General features: G+C 64.2%; 21 protein-coding genes. 15 read left to right on the top strand and 6 right to left on the bottom strand.

Annotation, left to right across the window (positions count from 1 at the left end; translation table 11 throughout):
- Positions 1 to 78: 78 nt before the first annotated feature.
- From M5I08_RS25070 to tnpC, 3 genes are all read left to right on the top strand, one after another.
- Complete coding sequence (locus M5I08_RS25070) at positions 79 to 315, top strand: hypothetical protein (RefSeq protein WP_219070883.1); 237 nt, start codon at positions 79 to 81, stop codon at positions 313 to 315.
- 2 nt (positions 316 to 317) lie between these two features.
- Positions 318 to 599 carry a hypothetical protein gene (locus tag M5I08_RS25065; RefSeq protein WP_219070882.1) on the top strand — a complete coding sequence of 94 codons (282 nt, stop codon included), beginning with the start codon at positions 318 to 320 and terminating at the stop codon, positions 597 to 599.
- Positions 600 to 937: 338 nt separating this feature from the next.
- A complete protein-coding gene (gene tnpC, locus M5I08_RS25060) occupies positions 938 to 2,434 on the top strand; it encodes an IS66 family transposase (RefSeq protein WP_249762852.1) in 1,497 nt (498 codons plus the stop codon).
- A 466-nt stretch (positions 2,435 to 2,900) separates the two neighbouring features.
- On the opposite strand, the gene M5I08_RS25055 is transcribed toward tnpC, so the two are convergent.
- Positions 2,901 to 3,122, bottom strand: a complete 222-nt coding sequence (locus M5I08_RS25055; protein WP_255564779.1) for a DUF6247 family protein — start codon at positions 3,120 to 3,122, stop codon at positions 2,901 to 2,903.
- A 104-nt stretch (positions 3,123 to 3,226) separates the two neighbouring features.
- On the opposite strand from M5I08_RS25055, the gene M5I08_RS25050 reads away from it, so the two are divergent.
- Together M5I08_RS25050 and M5I08_RS25045 are read left to right on the top strand one after the other, a co-directional pair.
- A complete protein-coding gene (locus M5I08_RS25050; RefSeq protein WP_219070197.1) occupies positions 3,227 to 3,463 on the top strand; it encodes an antitoxin in 237 nt (78 codons plus the stop codon).
- Entirely contained in the window at positions 3,450 to 3,800 is a 351-nt protein-coding gene (locus M5I08_RS25045; protein ID WP_304502963.1) for a type II toxin-antitoxin system PemK/MazF family toxin, read from the top strand. The genes M5I08_RS25050 and M5I08_RS25045 overlap by 14 nt, the downstream gene beginning before the upstream one ends.
- A 212-nt stretch (positions 3,801 to 4,012) precedes the next feature.
- On the opposite strand, the gene M5I08_RS25040 is transcribed toward M5I08_RS25045, so the two are convergent.
- On the bottom strand, positions 4,013 to 4,177 hold the full coding sequence (locus M5I08_RS25040) for a hypothetical protein (RefSeq protein WP_219070200.1): 165 nt from the start codon (positions 4,175 to 4,177) through the stop codon (positions 4,013 to 4,015).
- 128 nt (positions 4,178 to 4,305) lie between these two features.
- Between M5I08_RS25040 and M5I08_RS25035 the strand changes: the two genes are divergently transcribed.
- The 5 genes from M5I08_RS25035 (at position 4,306) to M5I08_RS25015 (ending at position 9,349) form a co-directional block, all read left to right on the top strand.
- Complete coding sequence (locus M5I08_RS25035; protein ID WP_219070202.1) at positions 4,306 to 4,806, top strand: hypothetical protein; 501 nt, start codon at positions 4,306 to 4,308, stop codon at positions 4,804 to 4,806.
- A gap of 97 nt (positions 4,807 to 4,903) precedes the next feature.
- Positions 4,904 to 5,185: a hypothetical protein gene (locus M5I08_RS25030; protein WP_219070204.1), complete on the top strand. Its 282-nt coding sequence runs from the start codon at positions 4,904 to 4,906 to the stop codon at positions 5,183 to 5,185.
- Positions 5,182 to 5,985, top strand: coding sequence for an ESX-1 system-associated protein (locus M5I08_RS25025; protein ID WP_219070206.1), 804 nt, complete (start codon positions 5,182 to 5,184; stop codon positions 5,983 to 5,985). Before M5I08_RS25030 ends, M5I08_RS25025 begins: the two co-directional genes overlap by 4 nt.
- Before the next feature lie 1,543 nt (positions 5,986 to 7,528).
- Complete coding sequence (locus M5I08_RS25020; protein ID WP_249763496.1) at positions 7,529 to 8,497, top strand: EspK C-terminal domain-containing protein; 969 nt, start codon at positions 7,529 to 7,531, stop codon at positions 8,495 to 8,497.
- A gap of 429 nt (positions 8,498 to 8,926) precedes the next feature.
- Positions 8,927 to 9,349 (top strand): hypothetical protein, encoded by a 423-nt coding sequence (locus M5I08_RS25015; protein WP_249763495.1) that lies wholly within the window; start codon positions 8,927 to 8,929, stop codon positions 9,347 to 9,349.
- A gap of 297 nt (positions 9,350 to 9,646) precedes the next feature.
- On the opposite strand, the gene M5I08_RS25010 is transcribed toward M5I08_RS25015, so the two are convergent.
- The 3 genes from M5I08_RS25010 to M5I08_RS25000 all read right to left on the bottom strand — a co-directional run bounded on the left by M5I08_RS25010 (position 9,647) and on the right by M5I08_RS25000 (position 10,824).
- Complete coding sequence (locus M5I08_RS25010; protein WP_249763494.1) at positions 9,647 to 9,799, bottom strand: hypothetical protein; 153 nt, start codon at positions 9,797 to 9,799, stop codon at positions 9,647 to 9,649.
- 219 nt (positions 9,800 to 10,018) lie between these two features.
- Positions 10,019 to 10,420, bottom strand: a complete 402-nt coding sequence (locus M5I08_RS25005; protein ID WP_219070210.1) for an XRE family transcriptional regulator — start codon at positions 10,418 to 10,420, stop codon at positions 10,019 to 10,021.
- Between the two features lie 107 nt (positions 10,421 to 10,527).
- On the bottom strand, positions 10,528 to 10,824 hold the full coding sequence (locus M5I08_RS25000) for a hypothetical protein (RefSeq protein ID WP_219070212.1): 297 nt from the start codon (positions 10,822 to 10,824) through the stop codon (positions 10,528 to 10,530).
- A gap of 149 nt (positions 10,825 to 10,973) precedes the next feature.
- On the opposite strand from M5I08_RS25000, the gene M5I08_RS24995 reads away from it, so the two are divergent.
- From M5I08_RS24995 to M5I08_RS24985, 3 genes are all read left to right on the top strand, one after another.
- On the top strand, positions 10,974 to 11,225 hold the full coding sequence (locus M5I08_RS24995; protein ID WP_249763493.1) for a hypothetical protein: 252 nt from the start codon (positions 10,974 to 10,976) through the stop codon (positions 11,223 to 11,225).
- Positions 11,222 to 11,485 (top strand): hypothetical protein, encoded by a 264-nt coding sequence (locus M5I08_RS24990; RefSeq protein WP_219070214.1) that lies wholly within the window; start codon positions 11,222 to 11,224, stop codon positions 11,483 to 11,485. Before M5I08_RS24995 ends, M5I08_RS24990 begins: the two co-directional genes overlap by 4 nt.
- A 94-nt stretch (positions 11,486 to 11,579) precedes the next feature.
- Positions 11,580 to 12,131, top strand: a complete 552-nt coding sequence (locus M5I08_RS24985) for an AAA family ATPase (RefSeq protein WP_219070216.1) — start codon at positions 11,580 to 11,582, stop codon at positions 12,129 to 12,131.
- A gap of 34 nt (positions 12,132 to 12,165) precedes the next feature.
- Here M5I08_RS24985 and M5I08_RS24980 read toward each other — a convergent pair whose 3' ends face one another.
- On the bottom strand, positions 12,166 to 12,345 hold the full coding sequence (locus M5I08_RS24980; RefSeq protein WP_219070218.1) for a hypothetical protein: 180 nt from the start codon (positions 12,343 to 12,345) through the stop codon (positions 12,166 to 12,168).
- Positions 12,346 to 12,630: 285 nt separating this feature from the next.
- Here M5I08_RS24980 and M5I08_RS24975 point away from each other — a divergent pair, with 285 nt between their 5' ends.
- Together M5I08_RS24975 and M5I08_RS24970 are read left to right on the top strand one after the other, a co-directional pair.
- Positions 12,631 to 12,930 carry a DUF6247 family protein gene (locus tag M5I08_RS24975; protein WP_219070220.1) on the top strand — a complete coding sequence of 100 codons (300 nt, stop codon included), beginning with the start codon at positions 12,631 to 12,633 and terminating at the stop codon, positions 12,928 to 12,930.
- Positions 12,930 to 13,229 carry a hypothetical protein gene (locus M5I08_RS24970; protein WP_219070221.1) on the top strand — a complete coding sequence of 100 codons (300 nt, stop codon included), beginning with the start codon at positions 12,930 to 12,932 and terminating at the stop codon, positions 13,227 to 13,229. The genes M5I08_RS24975 and M5I08_RS24970 overlap by 1 nt, the downstream gene beginning before the upstream one ends.
- The last annotated feature ends 15 nt before the right edge of the window (positions 13,230 to 13,244 follow it).

Raw genomic sequence — 13,244 nt, 5'->3', positions numbered from 1 at the left:
CCCGCGTGTGGCCACCGGGAGCACAACGGCCTCACCGTACCCTTTGCGGGTTCAACCCGCAAAGGGTACGGTGAGGTTATGGGTGAGATGATCCGCACCGACAGCCGCGGCCGCGTCACGCTGGTGGGCCACCCGGACTCGGCCTATTTGCTGCACGAGGAACCGGGCGGGATACTGGTCCTGGAACCAGCCGTGGTCATGTCGGCAGCACAGGCGAGTTACCTCGCGCTCCCGCCCGCCGACCGCGCGCGTATCGAGGAGTTCGTCGGGGATCCGTCCACAGCGGTGAAACGCACCTATAAGCGGCGCCAGTAGCCGTGTCCATCGAGTACGCACCCGAGGCCGCCGTGCAGCTCGACGCGCTGGAGCAATCTGCCGACGATCAGACCTGGGACGCGATCTGCGACGCGCTCGATCTGATCGACCAGCACGCGGACAGCGCGCAGGCTCGCCGGGAAGAAATCACCGGATCGAACGGCATGAGGATGTGGAAAGTGCCGGTGCGGTCCAAGTCTGTCGACGATCTCGCCGTTTTGTGGAGTCGCGTCTCGGCGGGCGACTATGTGGTGTTCGTCGGTGTGATGCCGATCCCAACGTAGACCGCTTTTTAACTGTCTCACTGTGGTATTGTCAGGCCAACAGTCCCCGCCAGGGCTAGAGCTTCGTAAACATTCAGCCGTTTCGCGGAGGCGGTGAGGTCGCGGCATCTGCGCCTGGGTGGTGGCGCCGAGGCCGTTACGGGTCGTAGCTATGGTCGGTGTTTGTGGCTATCAGGGAAGCTCGTGCAGTGGTCGATGCGCTGGCTGATTGGCAGCCGCGTCGACGTCAGGGGTGTGAACGCGCCGCTGCGACAGTGGTGACTGTCGGTGCTGGTGTGGCTGGTGTGGTCTCGGCGTGTCGCCGGTGATGTTGGTGGTGGGGCTGGTGTGATCTCGGAGTGGCCGCGCCCGAGGAGATGTCGCGTGAGGAGCTGATCGCGCTCGTCGCTGGCCAGGCGGCGCGGATCGCCGAACAGGACGCGCGGATCGCCGAACTGGCCGCGGCCAACGAGGAATCCGCGGCGAGGCTGGCCAGACTGGAGCATCTGCTCTCGCGCAACAGCGGCAACTCGTCGATGCCGCCGTCGCAGGACGATGCCCCAGGCCGCGTGGCGCCGGTGAAGCCGAAGCGTCGGAGCGGGTCGGGGCGGAAGAGGGGCAAGCAGCCCGGAGCCCCGGGGACGCATCTGGCCTGGACCGACGGCCCGGCTGAGCGAGTGGACCGGTTCCCGCAGGGGCGGTGCGGGTGCGGCGCGGAGCTGGCCGGGGCGGCGGATCTGGGGATCGTGGACCGCTACCAGCAGCACGAGATCCCCGCGATCGAAGTGCGGATCACCCAGTACGACCAGCATCGGGTGATGTGCGGCTGCGGCCGGGTGCACACCGCGACCCGCCCCGACGGTGCCCGGTCCGGGCCGGTCGGGTACGGGCCGAACCTGCAGGCTCTCGCGGTGTATCTGATGGTGGTGCAGTTCATCCCCGCGCACCGGGTGGTGGAGCTGCTGGACTCGCTGACCGGCGCCGCCCCCTCGGTGGGGTTCGTGCACGGCATGCTCGCGCGCGCCTCCGCGTTGCTGGCCGAGGTGGACAAACGGATCCGCGCCCTGATCACCCTGGCGTACGCGGTGTGCTGCGACGAGACCCCGCTGCGGGTCGGACCCAGGACCCCCAAGCTCGGCCGGAAGAAGGCCGAGAAGTATCTGCTGGTCGCCTGCACCGAGTGGTGCACCAGTTATCTGGTCGGCGACCGGGATCTGGACACGTTCAAGAGGTCCGTGATCACCGAGCTGGACGGCGCGGTGCTCGTGCACGACCGCTACCAGAACTACGACTCTGCCGCGCTCGGCGATCACACCCATCAGCTGTGCTGTCAGCACCTCGGGCGGGATCTGGGCGATGCCGGCGAGGTCTACCCCGACGCGGAATGGCCGCCCCAGGTCGCTCGGGCGCTGCGCTCGCTGATCCACCAGGCCAACCTCGCCCGCGCCGCCGGTGCCGACGGCATCGACCCCGCCGTGCGTGACAACCTTGTCGGCGAGTTCAAACACGGAGTGCTGGTAGGGCTTTCGGAGACAACCAGCGGCGGCGACCGTCCGGGCGAACGCAAGGCTCGGCTGCTGCTGGAAACCCTGCGCGACCGCGAGGCCGACACGCTGCGCTTCGCCTTCGACCTGCGTGTGCCGCCCACCTCCAACCAGGCCGAACGCGACCTGCGGCCGGCCAAGATCCAGCAGAACATCTCCGGGCGGCTCACCAGCGAGAAACGCACCGAAGACCGCTACCGCATCCGCGGCTACCTGTCCACCGCGGCCAAGCACGGCCGCAACACTTTCGGCACGTTGCGCGAGGCCATCATCGGCCAACCCTGGATGCCACCCGACCCAGCCCCGGCCTGACCGCGGCCCGACCGCCACCACCGAATCCAACCATTCCGGCGGGGGCGCCGCGGGGCGCAATCACACAAGTCGAACCACAGGTCAACGTCGGGGCTGAATGTTTACAGAGCTTCGGCTTCCCCAACCAGGCGGGGCCTTTTTAGTGCACAGGGCTAATATCCCCCGAATGGCAAAGCGACCGCGCTCAATCCCTGAACAGATCGAGCTGCTGGTTGAACGCGGGCTGCCAATACCGCGAGTATCACTCGGCGGTCCGCCTTTTGGTGGACAACAATTACTACCGCCTGTCCGGATACTGGCGGTACTTCCAGGTTCGGCCAGGGCGAGGTGACAACCGCTTCACCGCTGCGGCGACCGTGGCCCGCTCCCGACTGGCCTACTTCATGGCGATGTCGTGCACAGTCGGATCAAAAGACTCGTATTGCCGACGGGCGATCTCAAGCCACACCGCTGTGTAGCGCGCCATTCACAACTCAACCCAGTGCCCTGCGGAAGCTCGCGTGTGCAGACCGGTGTCGTCGCCGGCCGCCACACGCGCGACCGCAGCACGCTCATCCGCGGTCGGCGGTTGCATCCGCAGATGCGCTCGCCCCCACCACTTAGTGAGGACAGCGACGACCCGAGCCAGGTCGAAATCATCATCGGCCTCGGCCAACGCGCACCGGAATTCTGCCTCGAACTCAACCAAGTCTTCCGGCGACGACGGACGTGTTTGCCGTGGGGCCGCTTGGGCGGCCTGGGGTATCCACGCCGATCAAGCGCTACAAACGTAGACTGATTAGTATGTAGCACATGGCTACTTCTACAACGACGATCCGCGTGCCCGTCCCCACCCGCGACAAGCTCGCCGCGCAGGCTCGCCAGCGCGGCCTCTCAATCGCGGCTTTCCTCGAAGAACTATCCGACCAGGCCGAACGGCAGAACGCATTCGAAGCCGAGCGCACAGCCACCCTAACCGACGCGGAAACCCTCGAAGTCCAAGACGAGGACCGCGACTGGGACGCCACCGCAGGTGATGGCATTGACTGAACCCCGGCGCGGAGAACTCTGGCTCGTGGCACTCGGCGCAGGACGCCCCGGCGAACCGGCAAAGCACCGGCCGGCCGCAGTGGTCTCCGTCGACGACATCCTCACCGGCCTTGAATCGGAACTTGTTGTGGTTATCCCAGTCTCACATTCACGCACCCTCTCGCCATTGCGGCCCCGAATCACCACGACGGAAGGAGCCGAAGTCGACAGTGTCGCTGTATGTCGAGCAGTGCGCGGTATCACCAAAAGTCGACTGATCCGGCCGCTAGGCACGTTAAGGCCAGACACAATGCGCGAAGTCGAGCGCGCTCTAGCCATGATTCTCGGCATCGCATGATTGCCAGGCTCAAAGACGTCACACGGCAGGGGCGATGGCGGCCGGAGGTGGCAACACCGGCAGTACGGCCACCAGTGCGGCGTATTGCATCTCCGCGCGGTTGCGGCGATGTTGCAACCCTGTGGCCGACTCCTCGGACGTGTCGAATGACCAACAGGATCGGTAGCGCGAAGTCGTCTCTACCTAGAATCTAGTATCTAGATTCCAGGCAGTCAGTTCGTGTGTGCATGCACGGTGTCGTCGTCGGCCGCCACACGCGCGACCGACCACGTCTGCCGGCGCCAGCGGTTCAGGAACGCGCGGATGGCCGGCCCGCTGCGCCCCAGACGCATTGGCGTCGGCATGCCATCGATCGTGAAGCGGGCGGCCTCGCCCACCCGCACGGGTGCGGCACGCAGTGCGCCGGGGGCGGCTGTGGCTACACGTTCTCTCGGCCGCCCGCAGTGGGGATCTCAGCTCTGATTGGCGTGACACATTGACCGTCCCCGCGACGATCGAAGCGCCGATGCTGAATGAACCGGCGGTGACCGACGACGTCGACATAGTCGCCTTACACGAAGTGGCCACCAGCCCCGCCGCGCCGTGGGAACCGTACGGGGCCAACGGCGACTGGCGCCGTGCACTGAGCGCCTGGCGCGACGCGGCGCTCAACGCGCTCAACGTGAGCGAGAGCGCCATGGAACGTCACCTGGGCGACCTGATGGCGACCGGCGCTGCCGCTTATTCGAAGTGGGCCACGACTACATCGGTCGACGGCTTCGTGTGTCAGATGCAGCGCGATCAGATTGGCGCGCAGTACCGCGCTGGCTTGGCAGCTGGCGGCGACGAGGTCGACTGGCTGGGCTGGTACCGCGACCGCGTCGCGGCCTGGGACACGACCGGAGCGAGTTACCGGCGCGCGCTTAAACAAGGAATGCTCGAAGCGTTGACTGACCCCGTCGAGGCTGCCGAACAGGCGAATTGGGAGTTCCTACCGGGTTATTGGACCCACGCCCGCCCTGAGTAGCAACCCCGATAGGCCTCTAACCTGCGAGTTCTGTTCCCTGTCGGAATTAACGCCCAACGCTTAGACTATTCACCAGCACAAAAAGGGAGGACAGGCGATGAATATTCGTGGCGACACCACAGCCGGCACGCAGATGGCGCACGCCGTCGGTATGCACCTGCCTTCCACGTCGCCGACGGTCCCCACCGGGGGCGACACCAAAAGCGCCGCCATCTCGAAAGCGTTGAAGACCGCAGTCGAGACCGGAAAAACCGAGACAACGACCTACAACAAGAGCGTCGACCAGCTGCGCCTAGGGCTCGCCCAGGACGCCCAGCGCATCACCGACGCCGACCACCAAGGCGCAGCCAACGTTCAACACAGCGGGATTTATACATGACCACCTCTTACGCACCGCCGGCGGCAGGCCGCTGGATCAGCGCCGCTGAGCTCGCGCACGAATCCGGGCTCCGCGAGGACCTCGTCGTCCGCTTCATGCCGGCCGACCAGTCCGGCCCGGCGCCGATGTACGCCGCCGCCATCGTCCCGCTGGCCAAGTACATCAAGAAACTCGCCGACCTCAACGCGCCCGCCTCCGCGATCCACGCCGCCGTGCGCGACCTTCAAAACAATCCCGGAGCCACCTTCCAGCTCGCCGCCGAGTCCGGGAAGACCCGCCGCGGCCGCGTCCCGGCCATGATCGGCGGAGCAGCCGCCGTCGCACTCATCGTCGGCGGAATCGCCGGCGGGCTCATTAGCGCGGGCACCCACAACCAGACCGCAGCCTCACCCGCCGCCCCAGTGACCGTCACCGCCGCAGCCCCGACGATCTCGGCCACCGTGCCGACGACGCCGGATCCCGCGTGCGGAGATTGGGCACGGATCGTTGACGCGTACAACGGGAAGCAGGCAGCTTGGACAAAGACCGATCCGAGTCTTTCTGCGGATCAATGGTCACCTGAACAACGTTCACTGACTTTGTCAATGATCCCCGTGATGCACGAGGAAGCCGCTGACATGCGAAAGTTGGCCGGACAGGCTCGTGATCCGTATTTGGCGGGTTTGATGTCTGGTCAGGCTGCCTACGAAGAGGAGTACGCCGGCAGGTTGGCTAACTACCAGCCGAGCGACCATAAATTCTGGGACGCGGTGATCTCGTTTAGCGGTGCGGTGAAAGCGGAATGTACTGCAACACGGTAAAGGTGAGCGGCACCGGCGAATTCGGCGCCGCTCACCTTCGGGCGACGTTGGGATTTCGTAATGCGGTGGATGCCCCGCTCTGCTATGTGATGGCTGGGCGGTAGCTGTCGTGGCTGGTCCTATTCCCAAGCCGCCGAGTCCTCACGACCTGATCGGGGATCATTGGCCAGAGATTAGTGAGTTGGGCGTGGCGTCGGTGGCGGCGGCGTTTGTGAAGTCTGGCGCTGCAGCGGCCCACGCCGAGCAGAAGACGTACGCCGACGGGAAGGCTTACTGGAGCTTGTTGCCGGAAGGCTTTGAACAGCAAGTGACTGCGGCGTTCACGGTCGGCGGCATGGCCTCAGACCTGTCTTCCTGGTTCGCGAAATGTGGTAGCGATTTCGGTACTGCTGCCGGGGCTCTCGGTACCGCAAAAATGTTGATCGCAAGCACAACGATGGTCGCCGAGGCTGCGCTCGCTGCTTGTGAGCTTGAGATTGAATCGTTGCAGATGATGCCGACATTCAATGCGGAAGAGAAAGCCCACCGTATTCAGCTACTGCGGGACCAGATCAAGAAGATCACCGACGAAGCCAAACAGGACATCAAGGCGCTCTATGGCGGTATCCACGTGCCGACGATGCCGGCAGCCCCAGGCATCCAACCGCTAGTCCATCAGCCCTCATCAGGCCAGGGATACCGGTACGGCAAGATGTCCCCCGTTTCCGGCGGTTCGACCGATAACGGCGGGAAAGGGGGCGGCACCACCTCAGCGCTTGGCAATGGCCAGGGCGAGAAGTCGGCATCTACGACAGAAAACGGTGGTGGCGGTCAGGGGACGAAGCCTAAAGCTTCCATGCCGCCGACGCAGGGTGCTAAGCCGGGTAGCGCTACCTCTTCGCAAGGTGGAGACGGGGTCGCCGCAACGCAAGGCGGCAAGGCGGCTTCGGGGGTGCCCGGATCACCATTGGCGGGTTCACCCGGTGGTGCCTCGTCAGGTTTGTCGTCTGCGATGTCGAGCATGGGTAGCGGGATGCCGTCTGCCGGTGGTTTGTCGAATGGTCTTGGTGGCGGTAGTGGTTTGACGAGTGGTCTGGGTAATGCCGGTGGTTTGTCGGGCGGTCTCGGTAATAGCGGTGGCATGGCGTCTGGTCTTGGTTCTGGTGGTGGTGCTTCGGCTTCGCCGGCGTCGCAGTTTGTTTCTGGTGCGGCGCAGGGGTTTTCACAGTCGGCGCCGTTGACGGGTGCTTCGGCGGCCTCTGCGGCGCAGCCGTTTAGTCCGCCGCCGGGGTCGACGATGCGGTCTGCTCCGTTGGCGCCGTCGATGCCGGCGGAGCCGGCGGTGTCTTCGGCTTCGCCGCAGCAGGTGGTGTCGTCGCCAGTTCAATCGTCCGCCCCGGCTGGTGGGGGAGTGGGTGGTGTTGCGCCGTTGGCGCCGCCGCCGGTGGCTGGTGTTCCGAATGCGGCGCCGCCGGTCGCGCCGGCGGCACCGTCTGCGCCGGCCGCGGCCGCCCCGGTGGCTGGGGGTGGTGGGGGGCCGGTTTCTGGTCCGCCGCCGGGACTGATGAATTTCGGTGCGAAGAGTGCCGCGTTGAGGACGTTGCAGTTGGGCTCGCAAGCATCTGGTGAAGGTTTGCGGTCGACGCCGGAGTTCATGGAGGCCATGTCGCGGGTCGCCGCCCTAAACGATCCGAAGCGGCCGGGTACCAAATTGATGCCGGGCGGTTGGTCGTGCGCGGTGTACGGATCCGGGATGTCGACGCAGTTCGTTATCGCTGAACGGCACGGCTTCTCGTGGATACCCTCCGGTGTCTATCTTCCGCCTGATGTGACGGTGGCTCATTTGGATGAGCGTGTGCCCGCCGATATCCGGGTGAGGTGGCGCGGGATGGAGCCCTCAGCTTTGGTGCTATCCCAGTACGCGAAGGCGATCGGTGAGCAGCCCAGGATCGTCGTGGCCCGCGATTATCATGCGGGTTTGCCGGGGTGGTTCGGGCGCGGTGTTGTGCTCGCGGCTCTTGAGACGGTGTGGGAAATAGTGCCGAATCCGTTGCATTCGCACGCGGAGGGGCGGCGGCACCGTTTGGAGGTGGCCGCTCCGGAGCACTGGCGGTGGGTAACCTCGCTACCCGATAGCGAGGTGCCCGGGGAGATTCGCTCGCTGGCGCAATGGGTTGTGGGACACCATAACTCGCAGTTGACGGAGCTCCCCGGTGCTGCAGCTGACGCCGAGTTGCGGACGATGGTGGTTGAACAGATTGGTCGCCCTGGCGCCGCCGAAATAGTAAATGTGGTGCTCGCGAAGATGCGGGATCTGGCGTCCCGGTCGTTCGGGCCGCCGGATTACAATTCGCCGCACTGGCGGGCGCACACCATGACCGAGATGGCATTACGCGGCTGGGAGGCACTGTATTTCGCGCTCGGACCACCGTCGCGGTCGGTGTTCGCCGACATGCAATACGCCGCGCTGATGGCCGTACTCCCGGTGTTGCCGCCCCAGGCCGCCACCGCGACCACGACCACGCAAGGCTGAGTGAATCAAGTGGTGGAAAGTTCGAGGCTGCCCCTCTTTGTGCCGTTGCTAAAGGACACCGCCGAGCACCACCACTATTGCCAATACATTGCTGCTCTTCGGGCAACGCTTGCAGCCGCGCGGACCGGCAAGCTTTCACCCACGTGGCGCGAGGACCGGCGCGAGGTGATCCGCACCAACCCTCCGCGTCAGCTGCCCATAAGCATGCCCGGTGGGCTGCCGGTCGGCGGACGGCGGGCATTTGCACAACGACGCGCGCAACGACCTCCATCATCGCCGCCGGTGCCGGACACGCTCTGGGCGCCGACCGCTTTAACCTCGTGTCTGCTCGCAATGCCGAAGGCTGTGCGCGACAATGCTATTCGCGACGCGCAGGCATCACGAGTCGATGCGCTGGCAGCCTGCGCTGAGTTGGACTTAGCCGCTAGCGTGACCGCGGCCTGGGAACCATACGCCGCATGCGGGGATTGGCGCGCCGCGCTCGACGCCTGGTACACGATGTCGCTTGAAGTGCACGATCGCTGGACACGAACCCTGCCAGCGCGCGAGCCATCCGATGACCTCAACCTCGAGCGCGACCTCATCGGCGTGTCCTACCACGCTGCTCTCGACAGCCAATCCGGTTGCAGCACATGGAAAGACTGGCTATTCGACCGAACCGACCAATGGACAGACAGGCGCCGCGCCCGAGACTACAGGCTCGCGTTGCTCGACTACGACGCGCCGTACTGGGGCAAGGTGCCGCCACGAGTCGACGATCCGTACCGTGGCGCCTTCGGCGACCCGATCACGAATATTGTCTCAAGGCTTCCGCTGCACCCATTGCCTGACTATTGGTTGCGAGGAAAGTAGTCGCCTGAACACGCGGCCGGGTGGCAAACTCATTCGTCTGGCGGTTGGTCGTGTGTGAGCTGTTTGGCTGGTTTGTTGGTCGGCGTGGGTCGGTGCTGCTGTCGGTGGGGTGCGCGACGGTGTGGTGGTGAGTCCGGCTTGGCGTGCCTGGCGTGGGGTGAAGCCGGTTGCTGCGCCGGCCCTGATGGCCGTACTTCCGGTGTTGCCGCCTCAGGCCGCCACCGCTACCGCCGTGTGAGTTGCATCGAGAGCGACCACGAGTGGCTCGGGAATTCAATCGGGCGTCCGGCCGTGTGCTCAGGGGAGTGCTATCCGCAGAGCTTTACTGATTTCCTGCATTGTCGGCGAAGAGAGCGCGCCGAGTTCATCGTGGTAGAGCTGCGCGATGTCGTCGACAAGAACGAACCCGACGAGAGGATCGGCGGCAGTCAAGGGCACGACAGTAGGCACGTGGGCGTTCTTGGTCGTCGTCGTGGTCCAGCGTCGGCACCCGCAACCCCACAGTGCGGGCAGCTATTTGCACGCAGCATGTCCTCATCAGTGGTGCTCAGGCGGAGCACCACCGTCACAACCCCACGGCATTCGCCGAAGACCTACTGCCGAGCAACGATAGCGAGCGCCGATGGTCGGTCAATCGACGCCAGCCGGTGTTCTCGACCGGGTATACGCTCAGCTAAAGACCCGAGTAATCATTTCCGCCACACTGTTAATCGCTTGCGGCGGAAGTGGTTCTGATGCCGATCGCGCAGCCCCGCAGGAATGAAGGTCGCGCACGCCGTTGTCGCGCATCGCGTGAAGCAGATTCAGTTGCGCCTCGATCACTGGGTCACCATTTGGATCAGTCAGGTAGCACGCTGGGACACCGAAGAACTCCGCGATCGCGCTTAACTGCTCCGGCGTCGCGTCGCGCTTCGTGCCGGCTCTTAGCTGGCGTAGATCATCATGGCTGATTGAAACACCACTGCGGTGCGAGATCCCTTCAGCCGCAGCTGCATTAGAAATCACGGGCTCGGATGCACGGTGCATAACGTCGAAGAGCCTATTTAGCCTGTCTGGCAGCGGTGCGCTCATCTCACCATTCTGCTCCCTGGGGTGCGACGCCACGTAGGTACTGTGAACTAACCAGAATCTAGATACTAGATTCTAGGTAGACGACTTCGCGCTACCGATCCTGTTGGTCATTCGACACGTCCGACGAGTCGGCGACAGAGTTGCAACATCGCTGCAACCGCGTCGTCTCGCGAGTGCACGTCGGTGGTTATTTCGTTGATCAGGGCGTAGTTCTTTCCGCCGTGGTTGAGGTAATCGGTGAGCAAGGTCAGCATGAGATGGGTGATCGCGTCGGATTCGTCGTCGGTGGCCGATTTGCCCGCCGCTAATTCCTGGAGCCTTTCCCCGGATAGGTCGGTGCCAAAACCAGTCAACCGGGCTGCGAGATGACGCGCGACTTTAGCGCCAAGGAGCGTGTGATTCATGAGGTCCTCTGACCAGTGCGGAGCTGTCGGCGCAGTTTGAGTCCCCAGGTCCAATGTCAGCCGATTATACGGCGAGTCTTTATCGCGTGAGATGTCTGATCAAACCCAGGCGTTGGCGTTGCCGTCAACAGCTTGCCCATTGTGGGAAGATGGGCAATGATGAACGAGTGACAGAACATGCGTTCGTGGAAACCGACAACCGCAGCCGCGCCGTCCTTCCTGGGCGGCCTAATCAGCGATTTCTGATGAGAGAGAACCCTGATGGCAGCGTACTTTTGCAACCCGCGCAACTCGTGACAGATGCGCAGCGAGAGTACGACACCGACCCGACCCTCCGCGACCTCTTGGCCCGAGCCGCCGCCTCGCCGACCGTTCGCAAGAATCGGGCCCGCAAGGCGTGAGTGTCGAACGTGACTATTCTGAAGTCGCAGATCAACAGCTTGATGGCTTGGAAAATAGCCCAGACATCGATCTGTACAACAGTGTTCTCGACGCCATCGAACTCATCTTCCGACTTCCCGGCTACGCGCAATCTCTCTCGACCGCGATCACCACAGACGCCGGCATCAGGATGCGGCTCCCAGTCGTTGGCCATCCGCCCTACAAGATCTTCTGGTCCACAGACGGCCCGCGCATCGAAGCCATCTTTCCCCACTCGTGAACACGAAATGTCCTACCCAACAGGAAGAATCAGAACAGCTCGGCGCTGAGCCCCGCTTCTACGAGCTGCATCAGCGCAGGAATGGCAGTCCGCAGTGACCGACGTCATCATTCTCTCGGGACCACCCGGGGCTGGGAAGACCACCATCGCGCGCCCACTCGCCAAGCAGTATCCACTCGCAGTACACCTGCACACTGACGACTTCTGGCGAGCCATCGTCTCAGGAGCAATCGCGCCGTACCTCCCAGAGGCTGATTCCCAGAATCAGACCGCGGTCGCGGTCGCAGCCAGCGCAGCCTTCGGTTTCGCGGCCGGTGGTTACACGACAATTGTTGACGGGGTCGTCGGACCTTGGATGCTGCACCACTATCGGAAGTGCAACCGTCGCTGTCCCGCAGTCACCCTCCACTACGTTGTGTTGCGGCCTGATCGGCAAACCGCCCTTGTCCGTGCCCAGCAGCGGACCGCACCAGGGGCGCTCGTCGACAAAGGCCCAATCCTCGAACTCTGGGACCAATTCACCGACCTGGCCCCATACGCACACCACGCCATCGACACGAGCGATTTCGATGTGGACGCAAGCGTGGCAGCAGTCCGAACTGCGATCGAGAGGCGGACGCACACAGTCGTCGGGGCGTCACAGTGATGGCGCCGGTTCAATTCGCAGGACGTAGATCTTCTCAGATCAGGACGACGACGGCGAGCAGGATTCCCCGCGGGATCTCTGGATGGACGTGCTGGCCGACCGCATCGTCGCCGGCTCTTCTGCTGTTTCCGTGGGTGCCCGACGGAGCGCTGGTCACGGGTTCGGTTGGGTGAACGCGGATCTGGGCCGCGCCTGCTACGGACGCACCCCTCACGCGTCAAGGGCGCTGCGCGTCGCTTCGCGATGGCCTTTGGCCACCCTTGACCCGCGAGCCTCTATGCGCCCTCCCGGCAGGCGAAAGGGCAGGTCACAGACCTGCCCTGGCCACTGGCGCGGCCCAGAGAACAAGCCTGTCCGGGCCTCGAAAGCCACCCACGGAAACGTCAGTAGATCCAGTAGATCCTCGTCGCCGCCTTGGCATAGCGGTGAACGCCTTCCGCGGGTGGGAAAGCGGCCCGGCGGCACGACCACAGAGCGTCATCGTGCGACACTCGAAACTATGTCGTCGACATCGATCGGAGTAGAACGCACGGGCCCCTCCATCCACGCTGTGCTGGCCCGTACGGCTCCCGAGCAGTGTGCGGAATTCGAGGCAGAGTTCCGCATCGCCCTTGCCGAAGCCGATGACAATTTCGATCTCAGCCGAGTACAAGCGGTGATCGACAAATGGTGGCCGATCGCCTATACGCGACTGCACCCACCAACAGGCCACGAACGTGGCGCCGTGGCTCGATTCCGCGCCGGCGACTACATCGGGCTATCGACCAGAGACCACGAAGGGAACTGGACCAGGCTCTGATGGCGCGCTACGAGCTCGTGTGGAGCGACGTTCCGCTGAGCCAGTACCGCTCGTTGGCGCCTGAGGTGCGAACGCAGATCGACGAAACCCTCGACTGGGTGCTCGACGATCCTGAACAGCACGGCACATACGACAAAGACGCCGATCAATGGTCGACCACCTTCGGCGGCGGAATCGGGCTACGCGGCCTGCTGCGGGCAGTGGGACCGAAGATTGCCGGGTTATCGACGCGCGCAGCCGATTTCAGCCGGGTGACCCCGACCATCCGTGCGTTGTGTGTGGTCAGCCGGGAACGGTAATCGTTCTCCCGCACG

The organism is Candidatus Mycobacterium methanotrophicum, assembly GCF_023515995.1.
Taxonomy (GTDB): domain Bacteria; phylum Actinomycetota; class Actinomycetes; order Mycobacteriales; family Mycobacteriaceae; genus Mycobacterium; species Mycobacterium methanotrophicum.
This window is presented reverse-complemented; position numbering and strand designations above follow the sequence as displayed.

Coding starts and splice junctions, on each gene's coding strand:
- M5I08_RS25070 (WP_219070883.1), top strand. CDS start 79: ATGGGTGAGATGATCCGCACCGACAGCCGCGGCCGCGTCACGCTGGTG.
- M5I08_RS25050 (WP_219070197.1), top strand. CDS start 3,227: ATGGCTACTTCTACAACGACGATCCGCGTGCCCGTCCCCACCCGCGAC.
- M5I08_RS25045 (WP_304502963.1), top strand. CDS start 3,450: ATGGCATTGACTGAACCCCGGCGCGGAGAACTCTGGCTCGTGGCACTC.
- M5I08_RS25035 (WP_219070202.1), top strand. CDS start 4,306: ATGCTGAATGAACCGGCGGTGACCGACGACGTCGACATAGTCGCCTTA.
- M5I08_RS25030 (WP_219070204.1), top strand. CDS start 4,904: ATGAATATTCGTGGCGACACCACAGCCGGCACGCAGATGGCGCACGCC.
- M5I08_RS25025 (WP_219070206.1), top strand. CDS start 5,182: ATGACCACCTCTTACGCACCGCCGGCGGCAGGCCGCTGGATCAGCGCC.
- M5I08_RS25020 (WP_249763496.1), top strand. CDS start 7,529: ATGAATTTCGGTGCGAAGAGTGCCGCGTTGAGGACGTTGCAGTTGGGC.
- M5I08_RS25005 (WP_219070210.1), bottom strand. CDS start 10,420: ATGAGCGCACCGCTGCCAGACAGGCTAAATAGGCTCTTCGACGTTATG.
- M5I08_RS25000 (WP_219070212.1), bottom strand. CDS start 10,824: ATGAATCACACGCTCCTTGGCGCTAAAGTCGCGCGTCATCTCGCAGCC.
- M5I08_RS24995 (WP_249763493.1), top strand. CDS start 10,974: ATGGGCAATGATGAACGAGTGACAGAACATGCGTTCGTGGAAACCGAC.
- M5I08_RS24975 (WP_219070220.1), top strand. CDS start 12,631: ATGTCGTCGACATCGATCGGAGTAGAACGCACGGGCCCCTCCATCCAC.
- M5I08_RS24970 (WP_219070221.1), top strand. CDS start 12,930: ATGGCGCGCTACGAGCTCGTGTGGAGCGACGTTCCGCTGAGCCAGTAC.